The sequence below is a fragment of the Myxococcus sp. AM010 genome, assembly GCF_013372585.1.
In the GTDB taxonomy this organism is placed as follows: domain Bacteria; phylum Myxococcota; class Myxococcia; order Myxococcales; family Myxococcaceae; genus Myxococcus; species Myxococcus vastator.
Genome location: NZ_JABXEO010000070.1, coordinates 24,340 through 47,711 on the forward strand (window position 1 = coordinate 24,340; position 23,372 = coordinate 47,711).

At 70.6% G+C, this 23,372-nt stretch carries 17 protein-coding genes and 4 pseudogenes; 13 read left to right on the forward strand and 8 right to left on the reverse strand.

Annotation, left to right across the window (positions count from 1 at the left end):
• Window positions 1–10: 10 nt before the first annotated feature.
• From HV826_RS26875 to HV826_RS26885, 3 genes are all read right to left on the reverse strand, one after another.
• Window positions 11–1,315 (reverse strand): aminotransferase class I/II-fold pyridoxal phosphate-dependent enzyme, encoded by a 1,305-nt coding sequence (locus HV826_RS26875; RefSeq protein ID WP_176419832.1) that lies wholly within the window; start codon window positions 1,313–1,315, stop codon window positions 11–13.
• Between the two features lie 425 nt (window positions 1,316–1,740).
• Window positions 1,741–2,145 (reverse strand): hypothetical protein, encoded by a 405-nt coding sequence (locus tag HV826_RS26880; RefSeq protein WP_163784619.1) that lies wholly within the window; start codon window positions 2,143–2,145, stop codon window positions 1,741–1,743.
• 24 nt (window positions 2,146–2,169) lie between these two features.
• Window positions 2,170–2,469 carry a hypothetical protein gene (locus tag HV826_RS26885; protein WP_176419833.1) on the reverse strand — a complete coding sequence of 100 codons (300 nt, stop codon included), beginning with the start codon at window positions 2,467–2,469 and terminating at the stop codon, window positions 2,170–2,172.
• 125 nt (window positions 2,470–2,594) lie between these two features.
• On the opposite strand from HV826_RS26885, the gene HV826_RS26890 reads away from it, so the two are divergent.
• Complete coding sequence (locus HV826_RS26890) at window positions 2,595–5,027, forward strand: hypothetical protein (protein ID WP_176419834.1); 2,433 nt, start codon at window positions 2,595–2,597, stop codon at window positions 5,025–5,027.
• A gap of 22 nt (window positions 5,028–5,049) precedes the next feature.
• Here HV826_RS26890 and HV826_RS26895 read toward each other — a convergent pair whose 3' ends face one another.
• Complete coding sequence (locus HV826_RS26895) at window positions 5,050–6,036, reverse strand: zinc-dependent alcohol dehydrogenase family protein (protein ID WP_176419835.1); 987 nt, start codon at window positions 6,034–6,036, stop codon at window positions 5,050–5,052.
• A gap of 258 nt (window positions 6,037–6,294) precedes the next feature.
• On the opposite strand from HV826_RS26895, the pseudogene HV826_RS38290 reads away from it, so the two are divergent.
• The 4 genes and pseudogenes from HV826_RS38290 to HV826_RS26910 form a co-directional block, all read left to right on the forward strand.
• Window positions 6,295–6,894 (forward strand): annotated as a pseudogene (locus tag HV826_RS38290) (hypothetical protein); the annotation flags it as partial.
• Window positions 6,884–7,731 (forward strand): annotated as a pseudogene (locus HV826_RS26900) (DUF2381 family protein). The pseudogenes HV826_RS38290 and HV826_RS26900, both read left to right, overlap by 11 nt.
• Before the next feature lie 36 nt (window positions 7,732–7,767).
• Window positions 7,768–8,073 (forward strand): annotated as a pseudogene (locus HV826_RS26905) (serine/threonine protein kinase); the annotation flags it as partial.
• A gap of 159 nt (window positions 8,074–8,232) precedes the next feature.
• A complete protein-coding gene (locus tag HV826_RS26910; RefSeq protein WP_176419836.1) occupies window positions 8,233–9,387 on the forward strand; it encodes a protein kinase domain-containing protein in 1,155 nt (384 codons plus the stop codon).
• Between the two features lie 300 nt (window positions 9,388–9,687).
• Here HV826_RS26910 and HV826_RS26915 read toward each other — a convergent pair whose 3' ends face one another.
• Window positions 9,688–10,611: a LysR family transcriptional regulator gene (locus tag HV826_RS26915; RefSeq protein ID WP_176419837.1), complete on the reverse strand. Its 924-nt coding sequence runs from the start codon at window positions 10,609–10,611 to the stop codon at window positions 9,688–9,690.
• A 70-nt stretch (window positions 10,612–10,681) separates the two neighbouring features.
• On the opposite strand from HV826_RS26915, the gene HV826_RS26920 reads away from it, so the two are divergent.
• A complete protein-coding gene (locus HV826_RS26920; RefSeq protein WP_217918795.1) occupies window positions 10,682–11,287 on the forward strand; it encodes a peroxiredoxin-like family protein in 606 nt (201 codons plus the stop codon).
• A gap of 57 nt (window positions 11,288–11,344) precedes the next feature.
• Here HV826_RS26920 and HV826_RS26925 read toward each other — a convergent pair whose 3' ends face one another.
• Both HV826_RS26925 and HV826_RS26930 read right to left on the reverse strand, forming a co-directional pair.
• On the reverse strand, window positions 11,345–11,983 hold the full coding sequence (locus HV826_RS26925) for a hypothetical protein (protein ID WP_176419838.1): 639 nt from the start codon (window positions 11,981–11,983) through the stop codon (window positions 11,345–11,347).
• A 407-nt stretch (window positions 11,984–12,390) separates the two neighbouring features.
• Window positions 12,391–12,660, reverse strand: a pseudogene (locus HV826_RS26930) (hypothetical protein); the annotation flags it as partial.
• Between the two features lie 238 nt (window positions 12,661–12,898).
• Between HV826_RS26930 and HV826_RS26935 the strand changes: the two are divergent.
• On the forward strand, window positions 12,899–13,948 hold the full coding sequence (locus HV826_RS26935) for a lysylphosphatidylglycerol synthase domain-containing protein (protein WP_255217436.1): 1,050 nt from the start codon (window positions 12,899–12,901) through the stop codon (window positions 13,946–13,948).
• Here the strand turns inward: HV826_RS26935 and HV826_RS26940 are convergent.
• On the reverse strand, window positions 13,884–16,097 hold the full coding sequence (locus HV826_RS26940; RefSeq protein ID WP_176419839.1) for a molybdopterin-dependent oxidoreductase: 2,214 nt from the start codon (window positions 16,095–16,097) through the stop codon (window positions 13,884–13,886). The two genes, HV826_RS26935 and HV826_RS26940, sit on opposite strands and share 65 nt — an antisense overlap.
• A 151-nt stretch (window positions 16,098–16,248) precedes the next feature.
• Here HV826_RS26940 and HV826_RS26945 point away from each other — a divergent pair, with 151 nt between their 5' ends.
• From HV826_RS26945 to HV826_RS26970, 6 genes are all read left to right on the forward strand, one after another.
• Window positions 16,249–17,160, forward strand: coding sequence for a hypothetical protein (locus HV826_RS26945; RefSeq protein WP_176419840.1), 912 nt, complete (start codon window positions 16,249–16,251; stop codon window positions 17,158–17,160).
• Between the two features lie 98 nt (window positions 17,161–17,258).
• Window positions 17,259–18,263: a 3-oxoacyl-ACP synthase III family protein gene (locus HV826_RS26950; protein ID WP_176419841.1), complete on the forward strand. Its 1,005-nt coding sequence runs from the start codon at window positions 17,259–17,261 to the stop codon at window positions 18,261–18,263.
• 134 nt (window positions 18,264–18,397) lie between these two features.
• Window positions 18,398–18,955, forward strand: coding sequence for a chalcone isomerase family protein (locus HV826_RS26955; RefSeq protein WP_176419842.1), 558 nt, complete (start codon window positions 18,398–18,400; stop codon window positions 18,953–18,955).
• 131 nt (window positions 18,956–19,086) lie between these two features.
• On the forward strand, window positions 19,087–19,893 hold the full coding sequence (locus HV826_RS26960; RefSeq protein WP_163786750.1) for an OmpA family protein: 807 nt from the start codon (window positions 19,087–19,089) through the stop codon (window positions 19,891–19,893).
• A 39-nt stretch (window positions 19,894–19,932) separates the two neighbouring features.
• Window positions 19,933–22,542, forward strand: coding sequence for a TonB-dependent receptor domain-containing protein (locus HV826_RS26965; RefSeq protein ID WP_176419843.1), 2,610 nt, complete (start codon window positions 19,933–19,935; stop codon window positions 22,540–22,542).
• 2 nt (window positions 22,543–22,544) lie between these two features.
• The coding region (locus tag HV826_RS26970; RefSeq protein ID WP_176419844.1) for a hypothetical protein at window positions 22,545–23,372 on the forward strand (828 nt) is incomplete at its 3' end.

Below are 23,372 nucleotides of genomic sequence, written 5' to 3' on the forward strand. Positions count from 1 at the left end.
GGGCGCCGGCTCAGGTGCCGGTCTGCTGGAGCGGCGGCGCGTCCAGGAGGTTGAGTCTGCGGCTGCAGCGGTCCAGCGCGTCCAGGAAGCGGTCCAGGTCCGCCTGGATGAGGTTGGCGCTGACGTTGATGCGCAGGCGCGTGCGGTTCTTGCTCACGGCGGGGTAGCCCACCGGGTTGACGTAGATGCCCTCCAGGTGGAGCAGCCGCGTCAGCTCGAACGTCTTCTCGTAGGCGGGCATCAGGATGGGGATGATGGGGGACTCACTGTTCATGCAGTCCAGGCCCATGGCGCGGATGCCGGCGCGCAGATAGTTCTCGTTGTGGTGCAGCCGCTCCTGCAGCTCGGGCTGCTCCTGGAGGATGCGGATGCCCTCCAGCAGGCCCGCGGCGATGGGCGGCGGCAGCGAGGCGGAGAAGATGTAGCCGTTGGAGCCGAAGCGCAGCAGGTCGATGGTGGCCTTGGACCCGGCGGCGAAGCCGCCGATGCCCGGCAGGCCCTTGCTGAGGCTGCCGGTGAGCACGTCCACCTGCGACTGGAGCCCGAAGCAGGCCGGGGTGCCGCGGCCGTTGGGGCCCATGGCGGCGGTGGCGTGCGCGTCATCCACGAGGACGAAGGCGTTGTAGCGCTCCGCCAGCGCCGCGATGCCCGGCAGGTCCGCCACGTCGCCGTCCATGCTGAAGACGCCGTCGGTGATGATGAACTTGCGCTGCTCGCGCGCCAGCTTCTTCAGCGTGGCCTCGATGCTGCGCAGGCTCTTGTGCCGGTAGGTGCGGATGTCCGCGCCGGACAGCTTCAGCCCGTCGATGATGGACTGGTGGTTGAGCATGTCCGACAGCACCACGTCGCCCTCGCCACACAGCGCGGACAGCACCGACAGGTTCGCCGCGTAGCCGCTGCTGTAGGTGACGCAGTCCTCGAAGCCCAGGAACTCCGCCAGCGCGCGCTCCAGCTCCAGGTGCAGCTCACACGTCCCGTTGAGCAGCCGCACTCCGCTGACCGTCGTCCCGTAGCGGCGCAGCGCCGCCTCCGCCGCGGCCACCACGCGCGGGTGCCCGTTCAGCCCGGAGTAGTTGTAGGAGCCGAAGTGGAGGACGTCCCGAGGCCCCTCCGCGTCCAGGCGCGCATCCCGGCGCGTCGGGCTGAAGCTGACGCGCGCCTCCCGGCCCGGCATCCCGTGAAACACCCGCCCGATGACGTCACAGTGATGGTTGTCCACGTAGTAATGGACCGCCTTCTGGACTTCCTGGAGCCGGGCGGAGCCCACGGCGAGGTCGCGGTTCTTTTCGGGAAAGGCATTGCTGGTGAGGTCCATGGCGGTGGCTTCCTGGTGCGCGTCTCGCGGGCGCTCCCATCCGCCGGGCAGACACGTCCCACCCACCGCGCCGCTCAAGCCGCGGATACGAGCGTACGAATCCTGACCGGCGGCCCGGGAGGAGGGGGCCGCTGTTCGTGGAGAGGTCTCCAGCGCAGTTGTGGCGATGTGTGGGTTCTGGGCAGCCACGCCGCTGAGCATCCCTGAGAATGCTCGATACGGTCCCCCGTTCGTGGCGAATTACAAGTATCGAGCAATGGATATCGTGTCAATGGATAACCGGATTTTTACGTAAATACCATATTCGCTACCTGAGCCATCCTTCAACTCGCTTTGGTGCGCTCAACCCGTGGCGTGTGCCGGGAGCGCCTGACACGAAGGAAGGAGGAGCGGGCGCGGCGGGCGCGCCCGCTCCGGCAGACGGCTTACGGGTCTTCAGCGGGGATGGTGCAGATCCACGTGCCGTTGGAGCGGCAGAAGCAGCCGCCGGTGGGCACGCCCGGCACGCAGCAGTCACGCGAGACGCCGGGGGTGGCGCAGCGGGTGCCGTTGAGGTTCACGCACATCTGGCGCGGGTCCGTGCAGTCGGGCGGCACGGGGGGCGGGCAGTACTGGTAGTTGCCATTACACTGGACGAAGTCCTGGTCCGAGGCGGAGCAGGTGGTGCCCGTACACGACAGCACGGTGCCGTCGGAGCAGGACGTCGAACAGGAGACGAGGGCGCTCGACTCCTCGCCCAGCGCCTCCCCCGGCTCCACGGCTTCAACGCCACCACAGGCCACCAGGGTCGACACGGCGAGCGCCGCCAGGACAGCAAAAGTCTGCTTCATGAGGTGTTTCTCCTTGGGTGAGGGCTACTGCTTGCAACAGACGTAGTGCCTGCCGAGCCACGGGTCGGAGGTGGTCCCATGGACGCAGCGTGCCATGTGGCTGACGCCGCCCAGGTCCGCGCAGAGGGACGGGGCCAGGGCTCGAGCCCTGGCGCAGGCATCGTCTTGGGATATCGAGGACTCGGCTTGGGCGTAGAGACAGGTTCTCAGCCCGGCCTCGGCCTGTGTCAAATCCTGCTCAACTGAATCCACTGGACCACAGGCGGAGAGCCCGCCGGACATCAACAGCAGCGAGGCGTACACCGCGCGCTTCACAGGTGTCATCTGACCGCTCCTTGGGGATGTGGCCTCCGCGTGACAGCCAGAGGCTGAGAGGAATTGAAACATTTTGCGTTACAGTCACGCCAGGGGTGGGGCGGAGGGGGCCCCAGTCGGTGTAGAGAAGACACATGCATCCCCCGCTGGAGAATGGCGCCCGCCGAGGGGCCCAGGTTCGCTGCCCGGCCTGCACGCGCTTCCACGCGCCGGGCCTTCTGTGTCCCCGGTGCGACTGTGGCCCGGTTGCTCCGGAGCGGTACGGCGCCGCGCGGATGCTCGTGCACGCGGGGGTGGACCGGTATGCGCTGGCGGACCGGGTGTTGCTCCTGCCCACTTCCATGGCGGAGCACCTGGAGGCGCGCTACGCGCGGATGTGGGCCCTTGTGCGGCGCCTGCTCGTCGGCGTGCGGCGTCACGCGCCGGCGTTGTTGCTCCAGGGCTTCGAGGCGGAGGTCGAGGACCGGTGGGCCCAGCGGCTCCCCTGGAACGTCCCCGAGGCGGAGTCCGCCGGCGAGCCGGAGGAGGGGTTGCACGCCGCCGCCCCCGCGCCGGAGCTCCGGTGGCTCTCCGCGTTGGTGGAAGTCCACGGAGAGGCGCCTTCGCCCGCGGCGCTCGAAGCGGTGCTGCCGTGTCTGGAGGATGATGGCCGCTTCGGCTGCGAGGCGGCGCTGGCGCTCACCCGGTGGCGGGTGTGGCCGCGCGCGCGCAGGTACAGGGTGGACACCGCGCGCATCGCGCGGCTTGCGCTCGCCGCCTTCTCCCGGTTCCCGGAGCAGGGGGCGCGCGCCGCCGTGGCGTGGGTGCGGGCCACCGGGCAGGCGCCGGAGGTGGACCTGCTGCTCGCGCTGCGCGAGGGCCTGCGGCATCCAGACGAGGACGTGCGCTTCGAATGCGCGCTCTGCTTGCAGGACGAGGACGGCCTCTTCGACGCCGTGGAGTCCGAGGACCTGGCGAGGGCCTCGGAGGCGCGCGGGGCGTTGGCGGCACGCGGCTCCGTGCGGTTGCTGGAGCGGATGGCGTCGCGAGGGGACGCGGCCTTCGCGCTCGACGTGTTGCGGCGGCTGCCCGCGCAGGCGCCTCCGGGGGCGCTGAGCGCGTTGCTCGCCGTGTCGGACCGGGTGGAGGGCGGGCTGGCGGCGGCGCTGCATGGCTGGGCCCGGGGACGGCCGTTCGCGGAGCTGTCGCTGGAGGAACGGGCGTTGTGGGCGGACTGGGCGCTCGCGCGGCTGGCGCGGCTCTCCGCGGAGGATGCCCTTCGTTTCCTCGAGTGGGCCGCCGCCGCGTCGGAGGCGGACCGCGTGGAGGAGACGCGCGCCTTCGTCTCCGCCGTGTCCGAGTCCCTGGCGCGGGAGCCACCGTCGCTGCGCGTCAGCCGCTTCCAGGACGCGGCCTTCTCCCGCTTCCTCACGCTCGCCGACGACGAGGACGCACTCCGGCTGCACGCGTGGAGTCGCGAGGCGCCGTGCATGGAGCCGTTGCTGGAGGCGGTGCTGTCGCTGCCCTCGCGGCAGCGGTGGGGTGACGCGCTCGCTCCCGGCCAGGGGGCGCGCCTGCTGATGGCGCTCTGGACAGGGGAGGGCCGTGAGGGCCTGCTGGCGCCGCTGGCGAAGGTGGTGCGCGCGTGGAGTGGCGGCAGTCAGGAGGCCGTGTTCATCGACGCCGTGTGGCGGCGTTTCCAGCAGCACCCGGACGAGCGCGCGGACCTGCTCGCCACCTTCACGCCGTGGCGGGCGGCGCTCTGGGAGCGGCAGCAGGCGGCGGAGGCTGACGCGGTGGTGTGCTTCCAGACATGGTGGCCGGTGGAGGACCCGGAGCAGTTGCCAGAGCGCGTGGAGACGCTGGTCCGTCAGTCGCCTCCGGAGGACCTGTCGCGCCGCCTCGAGCCTGTGTGGAAGGCGGCGGAGGCCCGGGTGGAGGCGTGGCCGCGTGCGACCTCGCTCGCGGTGTCGTACGCGGCGGCGGTGCTGTCGGGGGCCGTGCGGCAGGGCGTCGACGTGCTGGGGCCGGACGCGGAGCGCTTCCTGTCCTGGTTCCCCGGCCTGCGGGAGCGTGTCGCCGCCGCGTCACCCACGTCGCGCGAGCGGCGCTGCTCCCGCGACTTCCTGGAGGACATCGAGGTCGATGTCCGGCTGATTCGGGAGCACCTCGAGCGGAGGCGGGAGCGAGAGGAACAGGCGCGCGAGGCGGAGCTCCAGCGCATGGTGGCGGCGTCCCGCCAGCGGGACCTGGAGCGCCAGCGGGAGCTGCTGACGCACCAGGTGGAGGCGTCACCGCCCGCGCATGTCGTGGAGGTCGCGCCGCTGGTGTTGCTGAGTCCGCGCGGGCCGGTGCAGCCGCTCGACCTGGAGGAGTGGTTTCCGGAGGCCCGGCTGCGCACGCTGCTGGACTACACGCGGCTGTTGAAGGTCATGAGCGCGAACAACGACGTGATGGCGGTGTTCGAGGCGCATGGCCTGTCGGTGGCCACCTGGACGTCGGAGGCCACCGCCTGGGGGGCGCTGCTGGTGCGGCGCCCGGAGCTGGCGCTGCGCTTCTCCGAGTTGTTCCAGGGCCCCTGGGCCTGACGGAGCGGCGGCGCTCGGCGCCTCAGAGCGGGCCGTTGGGCGTGAGGAGCACCTTGCCGGCGCGCCCACCTTCCATGGCGCGCGTCAGGGCCTCCTGGATGGACTCCAGGGGGAAGGTGCCCTCCACCGGGACGTGGAGCGCGCCCTCGGCCACCTGCTTCGCGAGCCGGGCGAACAGGGCGCCTTGCTCCTCGCGCGGCGTCTTCTTCATCCACGTCACCAGCCAGAAGCCGCGCAGGGTGACGTCCTTGAAGATGGTGGCGGCGGCCGACAGTCGAGGGCCCTTGCCGCTCATCACGCCGTAGTTCACGACCACGCCGCCGCGCGCGAGCGCGTCACCGAGGCGCTGGGTGGACTCACCGCCGACGGCGTCGATGGCCAGCCGGACCTTGGCGCCGCCCGTCACCTCGCGCACGCGCACCGGCAGCTCATCCGAGTCCAGCAGCACGGCGTCCGCGCCCAGCGCGGTGAGCTCCGGCGCCAGCTCCTCGCGCCGCACCACGTTCAGCGTCTTGAAGCCCGCCTGCTTCGCCAGGGTGATGATGGAGCGGCCCACCGCCGAGTTGGCGGCGTTCTGTATCACCCACTCGCCGGGCTGAAGCGCGACGAAGTCCCGCAGCAGCAGGTCCGCGGTGGGCGGATTGATGAACAGCATGGCGGCCTGCCGCAGGTCGGTCCCCGGCGGCACCCGCAGGAGCGAGTCCGCGGGGGCGACCAGGTGGCTGCACCAGGTGCCCGCGCCCACCGGGAGGAACACGACGTCACCCACCTTCACGGCGCTGGAGTCCTGGACCTCGACGACGCGGCCGACGCCTTCGTTGCCGGGCACCGCGGGCAGCTTCGGGAGCTGTCCGTACTGGCCGCTGAGCGTGAGGAGGTCGGAGGGATTGATGGGCGTGGCCAGCACTTCAATCCGGGCCTCGCCCGGCTTCAGCGCCACGTCCGGCTGCTCCACGACCTCCACCACCTTCAGGGGGTGCCCGAAGGCCGAGAACCGTACTGCTTTCATGGGACGCTCCATGTTCCGTGTGGGAGTGCGGGCCGCACCCTAGCGGCCTTCGGCGGGCGCGCCGAGTGTCCAGACGGACGATGTGATTCACCGCCTCGTGGGTGGGACGGCGGCTGCCTGTCCACCGCTGGACGCGATGTCGGTCGAGAGTCTCCTGCGTGGAGCCGTCGGACGCCTCGGTGCCGGTTCAGCTTCGCCACGCCTGCTATCATCCACATGTGCTCCGCTGCCCGGTGACTTGAAGAAGAGGCCGTGTCCATGCGTTCCCTCGCGTGCGTCGCACTCCTGACGTTCCTCGCGGCCTGTGCCACGTCGGCACCGGCTCGGGGCGCACACGGAGGCCGGAGTCAGAGAGTGGCCAACCTCCAGCGCGCGGCGGCGCTGCCGTGGAGGGATGGTGGGCGGTGCGTCGTCCGTGAGGCGTCGCGGCCTTGGCCGGTGCTGGTGGAGCGGTGCTATCAGGCCCTGGAGCATGAGCGTCTCAAGCTCCACGACACCACGGGAAGCTGCGCGGTCGCCTCGGCGGGCGCCGCCGCCGTGGGAGTCGGGCTGTGCGTGCTGGCGGCGCCTGAGATTGCGGTGGGGGCAGTCATTGTTCTTGGCGTGGTGGTGGTGGCAGTCGCCATCAAGGAGGCGTTGGACGCGTATGAGCTTCGATACGGCTCCCCCGAGGAGGCAGGGGCCTCGCGAGGAGCGAAGGTCGCCAGCCGGGAAGGTGAAGCGAAGCGGAAGCCTGAACTGGAGCCAGCGCCAGCGGGGCAGGACTGGCACCCCCCGGTGCCCCCTGGGCCCGTGGACCGGCCGCGCCGCGCCAGTTGCGAACCTGTTCCGGTGCCGCGCGCGTCCAATGGCGCACACGCTCGCGTGGAGTGCCGCCGCGCAGACCCAGCCGGCCACGGGGACGCGCGTCGAGCGTCGACGCTCAGTGACCATCGCCAGCACATCCGGCGAACCGATGCCCGTCGTGCATGTGGCGGCGGACTCGCCGACGTTGTTCCTCTTCTCATCGCCCATTCAGCGGAAGTCCCTCACCTTCGACGAGTCCCGGATTCGCGTCCTGGATGCCGGCGAGCGCTCCGTCATCATCCAACCCCTGGCCAACCTTGGTGAGGGCGAGCGCCAGGAACTCGGCGTCTTCTTCGCCGACAGTCGGGCGCCAGCGCGGGCTTCCTTTGTCCTCATGACTGTCCCGGCCGAAGTGGACTCACGGATTGACGTTCAGCGCCCGGAGCCGCCGAATCCGGCCTGCCCGCCCACGGCTCAAACCCTGGCACCGAAGCCGGAAGACTTCGTGTTGCTTGGCTATGTGGGCAAGGCAGGCGTCACGACTTCCATCCGCGAGGACAGGGGCGACTCCGCGCAAGGGCTTGAACTGCAGTCGGTCGTCTCCTATCGGGGCGCGGGTTGGATTCTGATGGACGTGTGTCAATCATGAACATTTCCGGCCACCCGGGCTGGATACCACGAGAGGCGACATTCGCGGAGCGTGCCGGTGTGCCTCTTCGGGCGCGGCTCGTCATGAAGAAGCCAGGGCCCATCTTTCCGGGGGAGATGGGGCGTGTTCTGGCCGTCCTGGAAGTGCCAGAGACGGAAGCGGAGCTCGTCTTCACCCTGGAGGTCCACGGAGATGGGGGGCGTCGCTTCAACATTCACGACGTGCGCTTCCCGAAGCCCTCCTCGGAGGAGGCTCGATGACCCCGACGCTCAACTCGACGACCGCCAGGCGCGTTTGGACAGGTGTGGTTCACCGCTGGCGCGGAGGTGGTGGGGGTTGTCCCGAAAGACCACAACGACGACCGGCAACATGCGGTCGCTCCGACCGGGACGCGCTTCTACGGCAAGGCCTACTACCTCTCCGACAAGATGGGCCGCGCGGATGGGCCAGCGCTCGTCGTCCGGTATGACCGTGTGAAGCTCCCGGGACAGGACGAGCAGCCGATTTGCCTGGTGGTTGAGGGCACGGTCTACGGGTTCAAGGACGGCAGAGTGAAGGCGTCCAACCGGAACGTGGGGTGGGGCGTGCACCGCTGGCCCTGAGTGGGCCTGCGGTGACGTGGCGGGTAGGTGCTCTATTCCGGCCCCCTGCTCACCAGCGTCGACAGAACCTCTCAGGGTCGTTCCATGCCTGCCAATCCCATGGGGAACATGGTCCGCGATGCGCTGGCTGGGGATGCCCGCGCGAGAGGAGGACAGAACATGTCGGCGAGCGAGTTCAGGCTCCCACGAGGGGCGATTCTCTTCACGAGGGACGGCTTCCAGTATGAGTTCCGCGAGGACCTGGGCGAGGCCCATCACGGGTTGCGCCTCCTGCTGGCCCGGCGCCGCACGGTGGACGGCAACATCCGCGGCAAGGTGCTGCTCAAGGCGGTCGGGGTCCCGAAGTTGATGGAACTGCCCCGCATCAAGCGGGCGCGGGCGAAGCTTGAAGAGCAGGTGCACCTGGCGACGTACCTCGACCATCCGGGCATCCTCCGTGTCCACGGACTGCACAAGGCGGAAGGGGGCTGGTACGTCATCACCGAGCATCCCTCGGGGCACAGCATCGGCGACCTGTTGACGCTCGCAGGGGAGTGCGGCCGACGGTTCTCGCCCCTCTTCACCCTCCATGTCGGGGCTCGCGTCGCCGCGGCCCTGGCGCATGCCCACGACGCGACGGACGGACAGGGGCGCTCCCTCCACATCGTCCACCGGGCGCTCGACGTGGAGCACCTCGTTGTCGGCTGGAATGGCGACGTGCGGATCTCTGATTTCGGGCTCGCGCTCTCGGACCTGCCCGGCCGCGTTTCGTCCACGGTGCGCTGGCCGCAGGGGGGCGCGTTCTACTCCTCCCTGGAGATGCTCCTGACCGGCTGCGTGGATGCGCGCTCGGACCTCTTCGCGCTTGGCAATGTCCTGCTCGAACTGGCGACGGGGAGGAACATCCTGGATGCCCCGGATGCCCTCACCGAAGAGGTGAAGGACGCCCTGTCGGCGAGGCAGCGCGTGCGGGTCCGGCGTGCCGTCAAGCGGGCCCGGCTCGCAGGAAGCGCGCCCCAGGTGGCGGATGCCATCTGGCGCGCGGCGACCTACACGCAGGCGGACCTGGAGGCGTTGACGGAGGGGCTTCCGCAGGGGCTGGGTCTGGTGCTGCGCAAGCTCCTCCAGCCCCGGCCGGATGCCCGCTACCAGACGGCGCGCGAGCTGGCGACGGACCTCCGCCGCTGGCTTGGAGAGGGGGATGCCTACGGCCAGGAAGAAGCGGCGGCGGAGCTGCATGGAATGGCGAAGCGGGCCCACGAAGTGTTGATGGAACTGTGCATGCGGCGCCCCCGTGGCCTTCAGGCGTCTCAGGATGCGGTCAGCACGAACTGAGCCTGCCGATTTCGTGGATGCCCGAGATTGGTTGGGAGGAGTACGGGCGGTCCACGGAAGCTCACGGGACTTGACCGGACGCTCGCCGACTTGATTTCGATTCAGGAGAAGGAATCGAATCAGATAGACAAGGTGCGAAGAGCCGCTGTGGCCTGCGGAGATGGCTTCATCGTCGAGCGGATATCTCAGGCCAGGGCCGGCACATCAACGAACCTCCACAGGCACTTCTCCCACCTGAGAAGCTCGCGGGCCATGCCCGCCGTCTTCTTCTCACCGGGGCGAGCCCCGGCCTCCCGCGGCTCACCCCCGGGGCCGCTCGTGGAGCAGGGGGCGCACGGCCGCGAACACGGCGTCCCGCGCCCACCGGTGGGCTGCATCGTGCTGGAAGCGCTCGTGCCACAGCATCGCGAAGCGGACGCGGGGAAGGGCCAGGGGCGCGGGGTGGACCTCCAGCCCCAGCGCGCCGGCCGCCTCGTTGACGAGGGGCACGGGGACGTTCATGAGCAGGTCCGAGCGGGCCACCACCTGGAGGCCCGCCAGGAACGAGGGCACCTCGAGGGCCACGCGGCGCCGCAGTCCGCGGCGCGTGAGCGCGTCCGCCACCGCGTTCGCACGCTCGTTGCCGATGTGGACGACGACATGCCCGTGGGCCAGCCAGCGGGCAACCGTCAACCGCGGGCGCAGCGCCGGGTGCCCCCGGCGTCCGGCGACGGCGAACCGCAATTCCCCTAGCAGGCGCGAGCGGGTGTGCCCGCCGACGAAGTGCGCGGGCGCGAGCGCGAGGGTCAGCGGACCCGCGGCGAGCAGGTGCGGCAGCTCGGCAGAGACGGGCCGCACGCGGAGGCCCATGCCCGGGGCCGAGCGCCCGACGGCGGTGAGGACGTGGGGGAGCACCGGCGCCAGGAGGTCCGGCAGCATCAGCGTCAAGGTCTGGGTGCAGGCCGCCGGGTCGAAGGCCGCCTCTGGCGTCACCGCGGCCTCGAGCGCCCGGAGGGCCTCGGCCAGCCGCGGCGCGAGGGCCTCGGCGCGAGGCGTGGGCAGCAGGCTTCCGCCCGCGCGCGCCAGGAGAGGGTCTCCCAGCGCCACGCGCAGGCGCTGCAGCCGGTGGCTCATGGACGACTGGGTGATGCCCAGGCGCCGGGCGGCGCGCGTGACGTGCCGCTCCTCCAGCAGAACGTGCAGCGAGTAGAAGTGCGAGGCGTCGAGGCGGTCGAGCAACATCATCGAAAAGTACCATGATGGAGATGTGCAACATGCAGGATGTGGATGGCCTGCGTGCCGCTAGGTTCGCGGCATGATCTCCAAGACCTCCCGCCGCCAGCCGGGCGACGTCCTCGCCCCCTTCTCCGTCACCACGCTGTCCCACGGCCTCCTGGAGCTGCCCATGAGGGCGCCCGGCGCGTTCACACACCTCCAATTCCGCCGCTTCGCGGGCTGCCCCATCTGCAACCTGCACATGCGCAGTTTCGCCGCGGCGCAGGGGCGGATCGAGGAGGCGGGGATCCACACCGTGGCGTTCTTCCATTCCTCAGCGGAGGCGATGCGGCCCTACCAGGGGGACCTGCCATTCCCCGTCGTGCCGGACCTCGAGCGCCGGTGGTACGGCCACTTCGGCGTGGAGCAGTCCGTCCTCGCGGTGGCCCATCCTCGCGTCATGCTCTCCGCGGTGCGGGGGCTGGCCTCGGCCCCGTCGAATCCGTTCGCCGGAGAGGGGGGACAGCGAGGGCTGCCCGCGGACTTCCTCCTCGACGCCACCGGCCGGGTGCGCGCGGTCCACTACGGGCGCCATGCGGATGACCACTGGGAGGTGGACGACGTCATCGCCCTCGCGCGGAGCGGGCGAGCACGCGACGAGAGAGAGGCCGTCGTCCCGGCCCGGGGGGCGGTGAGGCCGGGCTGAGGCGTCGCACACCGGCAGGCCCGGTGCCTGAGGCGGGGGCCCGGGGACGCGCCACGCTCAATGTAGGGGGCGTCTCCTCCGCCGCTGAGGGCCGCCTGGGAGTGCGGAGTCCCAGCCAGGGCACGCGCACCAACGCCACCGTGTTGGCCGCCAGCTCAATGCCCTCCACGCGGGAGCGCACCAGGCCGCGCTGGAGATACCGTCCTTCACCTCGCGCACGCGCAGCTCCACCCAGTTGTCCGTCAGCCATAGGTAGGCGCGCGGCTCCAACTCATCGGCGTGGATGAGGTAGCGCTCGCGCATGTTGGCCAGCTCGTGGCGGCCTTCGTCGATGATGCCGGCGGTGGCCTCGCGCACGGTGGCGACGATGATGGCCTCGGCCCGCTGGAAGTCGGTGTCGTAGCGCAGCGGCAGCTCCTCCCAGAGGAAGTTGAAGTTGCGCGTGTGTCGTAGGTTGGCTGCTTGAAGACCTCCGCGTTGGTGATGGTGACGACGCGGCCGGTGTACTGTCGGGCCTGCACCCAGTGGTGCGGGGCTGGGCGCAGCAGCGCGGGCACGGCCAGCTGCATCTCCGTCGTCTTCAGGAGGCTGATGTCCAGCACGTCTCCTCGCGCGCACCTGCGCCACCGTGCACCGCAGCAGCCCGAAGAGCGCCAGGGTTATGGCCGAGGCCGCGTACAGCCTCCGCGACAGCACCTCCCCGAGGGCAGATGGTGCATGCGGCCCCGCACCGGGTGCACCGGTAGCGGCGCACGGCCATCCCTCGCGCCTGGGAGCCGTCGCCCCATTCCCGCGCCCCAGCGCCTGCCTGCCTCGCAGCCCATGCCCATGCAGTCCCAACCCTTTCCCAACGCACCTGCTGGCCGCACCGCCACTGGGACAATGTGCTGAACGGACGTCCTCCACCGAGGGCAATCCCCGGCCCAGGACTCGACTCCCACCGCGCTTCGGATGACTTCGCGGGTGCTCCGAGAGTCTCTCGTCACAGTCTTCTCGCGGGGCATTGGTGGGCAGGGGGGGCGACCTCCTCCCACCGCCTACCCGCCCCGTCCGCTCGCCAGCCGGTAGTCGGACATCACCGACAGCGACACGCAAGAAACCGGCTCGCTGAGCTGCTCGAAGGTCCTGGCCCGAATCACCTCGCGCATCAGCGACATCCACCCGTCCAGAATGCGCCACACGGTGTCCACGCCCAGGTAGGCGATGGCCGTGGCCGTCAGCAGCGCTGCCATTCCCTTGCGCACCGGTTCGGGGAGCGACCAGGGGAGCAGGTACATGCTGACGGAGGCACTCACCGTCGCCAGCAGCGCCCGCCGGCCGGTCATGTCCTCCAGCGCCTCGGCCGTCGCTCCCCACACCGAATCCATGGCCAGCGGCGGGCCTTCGGTCGGCGGGCGCAGGACTCACCTGGGGATGCGCTTGACGTTGGCGCGGCTCACCGCCGGGTTGGAGGCGTGCTGTATCCCCCACCGCCGTGTCTGCCACGGGCGCGCGCCTGTCCACCGCTGGACGCGGGCCCAGGTGGGCAGGGACAGGCGGACAGACGGGGCTCGCCAGTCGCGTCCGTGCTGCCCACCTTCCGCTGCGGGCAACGGGACGGTGAGGAGGTCGATGGTGAGCAACGCGCACGGGGAGCTGTCCCTGGCCCAGCCAGCCGCCGCGGTGGGAGCAGCGGCGCCGCAGCGGGTCCTGAAGCGGTGGATGGTGGTGGGGCTCCGGCCCGTCTTCGCGCTGGCGGGGGTGGGCACGCTGGCGTTGCTGGTCCACAAGGTTGGGCCTCGTGAGCTGGGCGCCGTGCTGTCCGGCGCGGCGCCCTGGCTGCCGTGGGTGGTGCTGCTGGAGCTGGGGCGGCAGTGCATGGACGGACTGGCCACGCGGTGCGCCTATGGACCGGGTGCCCGAAGCGTGCCCTGGCGCGTCCTGGCCCGCGCGCAGCTCATCGGCACCGCGGTGTCCAGCATGGCCCCGGCGGGCCGCGCCGCGGCGGAGGCCACCAAGGCGGCCCTGCTGAGTCCCTATATGGGCGGGGGAACCGCCACCGCGGCGGCGGCCACCTCCCAGGCGGCGTCCCTGGCGGCGGGAGGCTTCATCTCGTTCCCCTGCGCGCTGGCGTCCTACTTGCTGACGGGCATGTCGCTCTTCACGCTGCTCATGCTGGCGCATGGCGTGTTGCTGGTGCTGCTGTCTGTGGGCGTGCGCGCGTGCATGCGCGCGAAGCGGCCCGGCGCGTGGCTGGTGTGCCGCTTCAGCCGCTGGGCGCTCCACGCGGAGCAGTTCCAGGCCTCGGCGCGGTGTGGCGCGTTGCTGCCGTGGTCGCCCATGCGGGCGTTCCTGTGCAGCCGGCTGTTCCAGGTGGCGCAGTACGGCGTGCTGACCTACGCGGTGGGCATCGACACGTCCCTGGTGCAGGCGTTCTTCGCCCAGGGCCTCTACCTGTGCGCGCTGGCGGTGGGCTCGCTGGTGCCGGGGCAGGTGGGCGTGAGTGACGGCGCCTTCGCGCTGGCGGCGGGCGTGCTGGACACCACGGCCGCGCGCGCCATGTCGGTGGCGCTGCTGGGGCACCTGGTGCAGCTGCTGTTCGTGCTGGTGGGCGCGCTCATCCCGCTGGTGTGGCGGATTCGGGCGCCGCTGCCCGCAGCACCCGCACCGGCGTGCCGCTGAAGGCGGCGTTGCCGCAGAGCGCGTCCACGGCCTGCGCGTCCGTGAGGTCGTTGTGGCTGGCGCCCGCGTGCGCGGCGGCCACGGCGAGCCGCGTGCCCTGGCGTCCATGCCCGTAGCCGTGGGGCAGGCTCACCACGCCGGGCATCACCTCGTCCGTCACGTGGATGGGCACCGTCACCGTCCCCACGCGCGAGGTGATGGTGGCCTCCATGCCGTCGGCCAGCGCCCGCCGCGCCGCGTCCTCCGGATGCATCATCAGCGTGCAGCGCGGCTTGCCCTTCAGCAGGCCCGGAACGTTGTGCATCCAGGAGTTGTTGTCGCGCAGGTGCCGCCGGCCGATGAGCAGCAGCTCGTCGCTGTCCGGCGCGGGAACTGTGTCCTGGGGGAAGGCTGCTCGCAGACGCTGGACGTCCGCCACCAGCACCTCCGGCGCCAGATGGATGCGGCGGTCCTTCGTCTGGAGGCGCTGGGGCAGGCAGGACTGGAGCGGCCCCAGGTCGATGCCGTGGGGAGATTGACGCAGCTTCGCCAGGCTGAGGCCGTGCTTCGCCGGGTGGAAGCGCGCCCCGTAGGGCCCCAGCCGCAGGCCCAGGTCCAGCACCCGCTCCGGACCCAGCCGGGACAGGGCCTGGTACTTGAGCGTGGCGCGCACGGAGGGACGGCCCCGCCGCAGCGTCAGCAGCCGGTGCTGGAGGGCGAGCAGAATCTGCCAGTCCTGCCGGCTGCCCGGCCCGGGCTCGAAGAGGGCGGGCGAGTACTTCGCGGTGTTGCGCACCGCCAGCGCGTGGAACGCGACGTCGTAGTGGCTGCGCTCCAGCGGTGACACCGGCGGGAGGATGAGGTGCGCGTGGCGCGTCGTCTCGTTGAGGTACGGGTCGATGCTCACCATGAAGTCCAGGCCCGCGAGCGCCTGCTCCAGCCGCGCGCCATCCGGCGTGGACAGCGCGGGGTTTCCCGCGACGGTGACGAGCGCGCGGACGCGGCCCGGGCCTGGCGTGAGCATCTCCTCCGCCATCGCCGCCGCGGGCAATTCCCCCGCGAACTCGGGGAGCCCTCGCACGCGGCTCTTCCAGCGGCCGAAGCCGCCGTGGCCCAAGGCCAGGGCCCGGGGGCCTCCGACGATGTCGAACGCGGGCAGGGTGAACATGGCGCCGCCGCGCCGGTCCAGGTTGCCGCTCACCACGTTGAGCACGGTGATGAGCCACTGGCACAGCGCGCCGAAGGCCTGGGTGGACACGCCCATGCGGCCGTAACACACGGCGGCCCGGGCGGAGAGGAAGTCCCGGGCGATGCGGCGCAGGGTGTGCGCGGGCACGCTCGTGTGCGGCGCGACCTGCTCCGGAGGAAAGTCCCGGGCCAGCGCGCACACCGTCTCCAGGCCGTCGGTGAAGGCCTCCAGCGGCCCCAGGCGGGGCGCGTGCTCCACCACCGCGACGTGCAGCAGGGCGAGCAGCGCGAGCGCATCGGTGCCCGGCCGGATGAAGACGTGCGTGTCGGCGATGGCCGCCGTCTCCGTGCGGCGCGGGTCCATCACCACGACGCGGCCGCCGCGCTGCTGGATGGCGCGCAGGCGGGCGCGAACGTCGGGCGCCGTCATCAGGCTGCCATTGGACGCCAGGGGATTGGCGCCCAGCACGAGCATGTAGTCGGTGTGGTCGATGTCTGGAATCGGCACCATCAGCTGGTGGCCGAACATGAGGTAGGCGGTGAACTGGTGCGGCAGCTGGTCCACGGACGTCGCGGAGAAGCGGTTGCGCGAGCGCAGCGTGCGCAGCAGCTCCGGACCGAACAGCATGTTGCCCAGGTTGTGGACGTTGGGGTTGCCCAGGTACGAGCCCACCGCGTCACGGCCGTGCGCTTGCTGGATGGCATGCAGGCGGCGCGTGGTCTCATCCAACGCGTCGTCCCAGGAGACGGGCTCCCAGCCGCTGGCGGTGCGCCGCAGGGGGCCTCGCAGCCGGTCCGGGTCCTGGTGCAGGTCCTCCAGCGCCAGCGCCTTGGGACAGACGTGGCCCCGGCTGAAGGGGTCCTCCGCGTCGCCCCGGATGGAGGTGATGCGGCCGGCGTCCAGTTCGATGCGCAGGCCGCACATGGCCTCGCAGAGGTTGCAGGTGCGGAAGTGGACCTGGGGGGCCGGCGTCGCGCTCATCCGCGGAACTGTAGCGCGAGGCGAAAGGACCTCCGCGGGGCGCGCTTGAATCCGTCTGGGTTCAGACGAAGGGCTTCCTGGCGGACTGCACGATTTCAGCGGAACACCTGCAAAGCGCCCGTGAAAGGATGGCGTCCCAGGAGGGCAGCACATGCACCGCGTGTATCCGTTCGTCGTCTCCCTGGGGCTCTCGCTCGCGCCGCTCGCCGCCCATGCCCAGGCGCCGGGTGCGCCCGCGGCGGAGGTGAAGGCGCCGACCCTCCAGTTCAAGCAGGTGAATGTCCGCGTGGGGGACCAGGAGGTGCTGGACAACGCCGTGGACATGCGGCTGGCGCTCGACCTGCGCGCCTCGGACATGGACAAGCCGATGTCGGTGGCGATGTCGGTGACCTCGTCCAGCCGCCACACGGTGACGGTGCTGGCCGCGAAGGGGAACGTCGTCTCCAAGGTGAAGCTGGCGTTCGGCGACGTGGGCGAGGTGGCCGAGGAGCAGGGCGAGGTCCAGCGCAAGGCGAGCCCCATCAGCCGGAAGACGTACCTGGCGGAGTGGAAGAAGGCGCGCGTGGCCATCACCGATGTGAAGGGCAAGCCGGTGTCCAAGGAGGAGGCGGACGAGGTGACGAAGCACCTGCCGGAGCTCGGCAAGCCAGACGCGCTGGAGGCCGCCTTCCCGAAGACGCCGCTGTCGGTGGGCGCCACGCTGGACGGCTTCTCCGATGCGCTCGCGAAGCAAATCGTGGACGAGCAGGGCGATGACACCCGCGTCACCCAGACGCGCGCGCGCCTGGTCGAAGTGCGTCAGGAGTCGCGCGGCGCCGTGGGCATCTTCGACGTGGCGATGACGGTGTCGCGCCAGGAAACCAACGCGCCCTTCCTGATGACCATTCCCCTGCAAGGGCAGATGTCCGTCCTCGCGGAGGGCATCCAGTTGTTGGAGCTCACCTTGTCCGGGCCGGTGAAGGTGGCGCTGACCGACGACGCCGTCGAGCAGGGCTTCGAGGCGCGCGGTGAGGGCGCGATGCGGCTGCGACTCACGGGCCGGAAGACTGACGCCGCGCGTTAGGTGGATGGCCTGGCAGGCCGTCCGCTGTGCGCGAAGGCGCGAGGGCGTGACAAACGGCTGACAGAGTTTTGGGAGGCTGAGCGGTTAGAGGGTTCTGAATGTATCTCCACGCGCTCGGCCACTTCCATCCTCCCAACCTCCTGACCAACGCCTTCTTCGAAGAGCTGGGGCTGGAGACCAGCGACGCGTGGATTGTGGACCGCGTGGGCATCCGCACGCGGCACACGGTGCTGCCGCTGGACTACCTCCGGGAGACGCGCAACCGCGACGTGCGCGCGGCGCAGGAGGCGGCGCTCTTCAGCAACGCGGAGACGGGACGCCGCGCGGCGCTGATGGCGCTGGAGCGCGCGGGGCTGAAGCCGTCCGACATCGGGCTGGTGGTGGCGGGCGGATGCAGTCCGGACGAGTGCATCCCCGCGGAGTCCAACCGGGTGGCGCAGCTGCTGAACATCAACGCGCCGGCGGTGGACCTGCAGAGCGCTTGCTCGTCCTTCTGCATGCAGCTGCACTTCCTGGCGGGCATGCGGCCGGAGCGCCTGCCGGACTACGTGCTGGTGGTCAACATGGACAACTCCACGCGCGTGGTGGACTACACGGACCGCTCCAGCGCGGTGCTGTGGGGAGACGGCGCGTCCGCGGCCATCCTGTCGCCGCGCGTGCCGGGGCGCTGGCTCCTCACGGAGACGCTGCTGGCCGGAGACCCGTCGGGCGCGGACAAGGTGCGCGTGCCGCGCATGGGGCACTTCACCCAGAACGGCGGCGAGGTGCAGAAGTTCGCCATCCGCCGCGCGGGGGAGACGTTCCAGGCCCTGCGCGCGCGCTTCATGGACCGCCACCCGGACCAGGGCGCGGAGGCCGTCACCCTCATCGGTCACCAGGCCAACCTGCGCATGCTGGAGGCCGTGCAGCGGCGGTGTGAGGTGCCGGACGCGCGGCACTTCTTCAACGTGCACACCCGGGGGAACACGGGCGCCGCGGGCGCGCCCGGCGTCCTGAGCGAGCACTGGGACGACCCCACCGTGGGAGACGCGGTGGTGCTGAGCGTCGTGGGCAGCGGCCTGACGTGGGCCGGGGCCCTGCTGGAGCGCACCCCGGCGCCGTGAGCCGCCCGACGCTGAGCCACCAGGACCTGTCGCCGTCCACTGCCTGACAGCGCTGCCCTTCCGGGCGTTGGCGATGCCGGGCAGCGTGTGCAGCGTATGTCCTGTCGGATTCAGTGGGGTCGGGGGTCGGGCGCATGCGTACTCAGGCGTGGGGTGGGAAACTGCGGTGTCTCGTGGTGGGCGTGCTGCTCGTCGCGGGCGCCGCGCAGGCGGGGCAGAAGCAGGTCGGCGGCGTGCTCATGCCGGTGTCGCTGAACCTCAAGGGGCGCACCGTCGAGCTCGCCCACATGGAGCTGCACAAGCAGCTCTTCTTCAAGGTCTACGTCTGGAGCCTCTACATGGAGGACCGACCACGCTCCACGCACGAGGCCATCCACTCCAACTCCGTGAAGCGGCTCCACTTCCGCTTCCTGCGCAGCATCTCCAAGGATCAGCTCGTGGGCAGCTTCCGGGACGGGTTGGAGCACAGCCCCGCCCTGCGCCACGGCGGGCCGCTGGCGAACCACCTGCGCATCATGCTCGCGTCGCTGAAGGACGTGGAGAAGGGCGAGGACCTCGTCATCACCTACACGCCGGGCGTTGGCCTTGAAGTCGGGGGAGCTGCCTCCGGTGGCGTCTTCATCCCCGGCAAGCACTTCGCGGACGCACTCTTCTCCGTCTGGCTCGACTCTCATCCTATTTTTCCGCGCTGACTGACGCGCTTGGCTGTCTGTCAGCCATTCAGTCGTTTCAGCTCAAAATATGTGCGAGGTTCTTCCTGACCCGGAGCACCACCGGCGATAGGCTGGCGCTTCATCCACAGGTGTCAGGAGGACACGTACATATGCGGAAACCGTTGGCTCTGGCTGCTCTCGTCGCGCTCTCCACCACCACGGGCTGTGTTTCGCAGGGGAAGTTCGACGCCAAGGCGCTCGAGGCGGAGAGCTTCGCCAAGGGCCTCAACGACGAGAAGGGCGCTCGCGAGGCCGCCGAGGCCAAGGTGAAGGCCCTGGAAGAGAAGATTGCCGAGCTGGAGCAGGAGCGGGAGGCGCTGAACACCCGCCTGAGCACCGCCGAGTCCCGCCTCACCGCGGGCACCGCGGAGCGCCGCGCGCTGGAGGAGAAGAACGCGCAGCTGGCCGCCCTCAACGATGAGCTGGCGCGCAACACGAAGAAGCTGGCCCAGGCGAAGGAGGAGCTGGAGAAGCGCAGCTCCGAGTACGAGAACCTGGCCCAGAGCCTCAAGCAGGAGATTTCCGACGGCAAGATTCAGCTGTCCGAGCTCAAGGGCAAGATGACCGTCCAGCTCAAGGACAAGATTCTCTTCGCCTCCGGCTCCGCCCGCGTCGGCAAGGAGGGCGAGGAGGCGCTGAAGAAGATCGCCGACGCGCTCAAGACGGTGCAGGGGAAGATCATCCGCGTGGAAGGCCACACGGACGACGTCCCGACCGGCGGCGGTCAGTTCCCGTCCAACTGGGAGCTGAGCCTGGCGCGCGCCATGGCGGTGGTCCGTTCACTCCAGAACGCTGGCGTGGACCCGACGTTCCTCTCCGCCGCGGGCTACGGGCAGTACCAGCCCATCGCGGCCAACGACTCGGCGGAAAACCGCAGTCTGAACCGCCGCATCGAAATCGTGCTCGCGCCGAAGTAGCCGCCGCACTAGGAGGGGCGCGGGAGTCCCGCGCCCCTCATGAAAATCCTCCTCGCCTTCCTCTGTCTCCTCGCCGCCACTGGCGCCTCCGCCCAGCAGGACGCGGGCGTCACCGACGCCGGCGCGCCGCAGGGCGTGCTGACGAAGCCCCCCGCGCTGATGCGCCAGGTGGAGGCGGCCTATCCGCCCCTAGCCGCTGCCCAGCAGCTCGAGGGCACGGTGGTGATGTGGGTCGACATCTCGGAGACGGGCGCCGTCTCCAATGTCGAGGTGTCCCAGTCCGCCGGCCACGGCTTCGACGAGGCCGCCATGGAGGCGGTCCGCCAGTTCCAGTTCGAGCCCGCCGAGGTGGACAACGTCCCCGCGCCGGTGCGCATCGAATACGCCTACCAGTTCGTCTTCCGTCCACCGCCGCCGCCCGCGGGTGAGGACGCCGCCGCCGTGGAGCCCGAGGCCCCGGTGAACTTCAGCGGCCGGGCGCTGGAGCGGGGCACGCGGGACGCCCTCCTGGGCGCGGAGGTGGTGCTGCCCGCGCTGGAGCGCTCCACCGTCACCGACGAGGAAGGCCGCTTCTCCTTCCGCGGCATCCCCCTGGGCACGCACGAGGTGCTGGTGGTGCAGAGCGGCTACGAGCGCTTCCGCACCGAGGAGACCTTCACGGAAGGCCAGGAGACGCGCGCCACGTACTACGTGCGAAAGCGCATCTTCGGCGCGTTCGAGACGGTGGTGCGCAGCGAGCGCGAGCGCAAGGAGGTGACGCAGACCACGCTCCAACTGGCGGAGGTGCAGCGCGTCCCCGGCACCCAGGGTGACACGCTGAAGGTGGTGCAGAACCTGCCCGGCGTGGCGCGCCCCGCCTTCAACGGGGGCCAGCTCGTCATCCGCGGCACGGGCCCGCAGGAGTCCGGCGTCTTCCTCGACGGGCAGCGCATCCCGCTGCTCTACCACTTCGGTGGCCTCACCTCCGTCTACAACTCGGAGCTGCTGGAGGCGGTGGACTACCTGCCCGGCAACTTCTCCGCGTACTACGGCGACATCACCGGCGGCGTCATCAACGTGCGCAGCCGCGAGCCGCGCACGGACCGGCTCCACGCCACCGTGGGCGTCAGCCTCATCGAATCCAACGCGGTGGTGGAGGGGCCCATCACCGACACGCTGAGCTTCGCGGTGGCGGGGCGGCGCTCGTACATTGACCTGGTGCTGGGCCTGGTACCGCAGGGCGACAACGGCCCCAGCCTCCAGGTGGCGCCGCGCTACTACGACGCGCAGCTCAAGCTGGTGTGGAAGCCGAGGTCGCGCCACACCTTCACGCTGCAGGGCCTCACCTCGCGCGACAGGCTGGGGCTCGTCTTCGACCGGCCGGCGGATGACGACCCCACCGTCACCGGCGGCTTGAACGTCACCACCGGCTTCAACCAGTTGCGCCTGCGGCACCAGTACCGCGCGGACGCGCTCACCCTGGACACGCACGGCCTGGTGGGCAACACGCTGGTCCAGTTCGGCATTGGTGACCGCGGCCTGCGCATCGCCTCCACGGACCTGAACCTGCGCTCCACGGTGGAGTACGCCTTCGGTGAGGCGCTCACGCTGGCGGGCGGCATCGACGTGGTGAGCAACCTCGCCCGCGTCACCGCGCGCATCCAGGGCCTCTCCCGCGAGGGTGAGCCGCCCACGCCCACCGTCACCGACGACGTGCTCACCGCGGACGGCGACTTCCTCCAGTACTTCCCCTCCACCTGGGTGGAGGCGCGCTGGCGCCCCGTGCCGCGCCTGCTGTTGGTGCCGGGCCTGCGCGCGGAGAGCTACGTCTTCACCGACCAGACCCAGGCCCGCCGCACCTTCAACCCGCGGCTGGCGGTCCGCTACGGGCTGACGGACACGCTGACGCTCAAGGGCGGCGCGGGCGTCTACCACGGGCCCCCCGTGCAGGACGAGCCGAGCGTGGCCTTCGGCAACCCGGACCTGCGCGCGAAGCGGTCGCTCCAGTACAGCGTGGGCGCGGAGTGGCAGGCGCGGCCGGAGTGGTTCGTCGGCGGCGAGGTCTTCTACAATGACTTGGACGGGCTCATCGTCCGCTCCAACGCCACGGTGGTGCGCAACGGCCAGCAGGTGCCCGAGCGCTTGAGCAACGGCGGCGTGGGCCGCATCTACGGCCTGGAGGTGCTGGTGCGCCGCGCGCTGACGGACCGGCTCTTCGGCTGGGTCTCCTACACGCTCAGCCGCAGCGAGCGCCGCGACGCGCCGGGCGTGGGCTGGCGCCTCTTCGACAATGACCAGACGCACGTGCTGACAGCGATTGCGTCCTACAAGCTGCCGGCGGGCTGGGAGGTGGGCGCGCGCATGCGCTTCGCTTCGGGCAACCCCACGACGCCGGTGGTGGGCTCGGTGCGCGACGACGGGTCGGACGTCTTCATCCCGCTCTACGCGGCGGTGAACTCGCGCCGGCTGCCGTCCTTCAACCAGCTGGACATCCGCGTGGACAAGAACTTCGTCTTCGAGAAGTGGGCGCTCAATGTCTACCTGGATCTGACGAACGCCTACAACAACCCGGCGGTGGAAGGCATCGCCTACAACTACAACTACACCCAAAGCGCCTTCTTCGAAGGACTGCCCATCCTTCCCATCATCGGCGCCCGGGGGAGCTTCTGAGCATGCGTTCCATCCTCCCCGCGCTCGGGGCGCTGCTGCTGGCCGGCTGCGCCCCCGACTTTGAACTGCAGAGTGAAATCCGGCGCGTGCGCGTGCTGGCCATCCAGGCGGAGCCCGCCGAGTTGGTGGTGGACCCGGACGCCTCCACGCTGCCCGGGCCCGTGACGTTCAGCGCGCTGGCGGTGACGCCGGACGCGCGCCCCGTCACCGTCCGCTACGCGCTGTGCCGCTTCACCGGCAATCCCTATGACGGGCGGTGCCCGGGGGACGACAGCGTGCCGTTGCCGGACGGCGAGCTGTCGCTTTCGGACGCGAACGTGCAGGCGGTGTTGCTGGAGGCGCTGGCCGCCGGCAATCCGGGCGGCGGCGGAGCGCTGGACCCGGAGGACCCGGCGCTGCGCGAGGCGCTGGCCCGGGGCATTCCCCTCTTCATCGGTTACGAGGCCACGGACGGCAGCGGCACGCCGGAAGGCACGGAGCGCGGCGTGCGCCGGGTGACGCTGCGGGCCACCCCCACGCCCAACCAGAACCCGGTGGTGTCGGACGTCCTGTGGGACGGCGCGCCGCTCACCGGTCCGCTGCCCGTGTCGCGCGAAGTCACCTTCACACCGGTGCTGGCCGAGGGCAGCGTCGAAATCGAGGAGACGGACGAAGGCCCGCGCCCCGAGCAGGTCTTCTTCAGTTGGTTCGCCACGGGCGACGGCGAGGTGAAGGAGTTCCGCTCCCAGGAGCCCGTGGAGGGCCGGCCGGGTGACCCGACGTCTGCCTACGACACCCCCGCCACGCCCCAGCGCGTCACCTTCTGGGTGGTGGCGCGGGATGGGCGGGGC

Coding starts and splice junctions, on each gene's coding strand:
- HV826_RS26875 (WP_176419832.1), bottom strand. CDS start 1,315: ATGGACCTCACCAGCAATGCCTTTCCCGAAAAGAACCGCGACCTCGCC.
- HV826_RS26880 (WP_163784619.1), bottom strand. CDS start 2,145: ATGAAGCAGACTTTTGCTGTCCTGGCGGCGCTCGCCGTGTCGACCCTG.
- HV826_RS26885 (WP_176419833.1), bottom strand. CDS start 2,469: ATGACACCTGTGAAGCGCGCGGTGTACGCCTCGCTGCTGTTGATGTCC.
- HV826_RS26890 (WP_176419834.1), top strand. CDS start 2,595: ATGCATCCCCCGCTGGAGAATGGCGCCCGCCGAGGGGCCCAGGTTCGC.
- HV826_RS26895 (WP_176419835.1), bottom strand. CDS start 6,036: ATGAAAGCAGTACGGTTCTCGGCCTTCGGGCACCCCCTGAAGGTGGTG.
- HV826_RS26910 (WP_176419836.1), top strand. CDS start 8,233: ATGTCGGCGAGCGAGTTCAGGCTCCCACGAGGGGCGATTCTCTTCACG.
- HV826_RS26915 (WP_176419837.1), bottom strand. CDS start 10,611: ATGATGTTGCTCGACCGCCTCGACGCCTCGCACTTCTACTCGCTGCAC.
- HV826_RS26920 (WP_217918795.1), top strand. CDS start 10,682: ATGATCTCCAAGACCTCCCGCCGCCAGCCGGGCGACGTCCTCGCCCCC.
- HV826_RS26935 (WP_255217436.1), top strand. CDS start 12,899: ATGGTGAGCAACGCGCACGGGGAGCTGTCCCTGGCCCAGCCAGCCGCC.
- HV826_RS26940 (WP_176419839.1), bottom strand. CDS start 16,097: ATGAGCGCGACGCCGGCCCCCCAGGTCCACTTCCGCACCTGCAACCTC.
- HV826_RS26945 (WP_176419840.1), top strand. CDS start 16,249: ATGCACCGCGTGTATCCGTTCGTCGTCTCCCTGGGGCTCTCGCTCGCG.
- HV826_RS26950 (WP_176419841.1), top strand. CDS start 17,259: ATGTATCTCCACGCGCTCGGCCACTTCCATCCTCCCAACCTCCTGACC.
- HV826_RS26955 (WP_176419842.1), top strand. CDS start 18,398: ATGCGTACTCAGGCGTGGGGTGGGAAACTGCGGTGTCTCGTGGTGGGC.
- HV826_RS26960 (WP_163786750.1), top strand. CDS start 19,087: ATGCGGAAACCGTTGGCTCTGGCTGCTCTCGTCGCGCTCTCCACCACC.
- HV826_RS26965 (WP_176419843.1), top strand. CDS start 19,933: ATGAAAATCCTCCTCGCCTTCCTCTGTCTCCTCGCCGCCACTGGCGCC.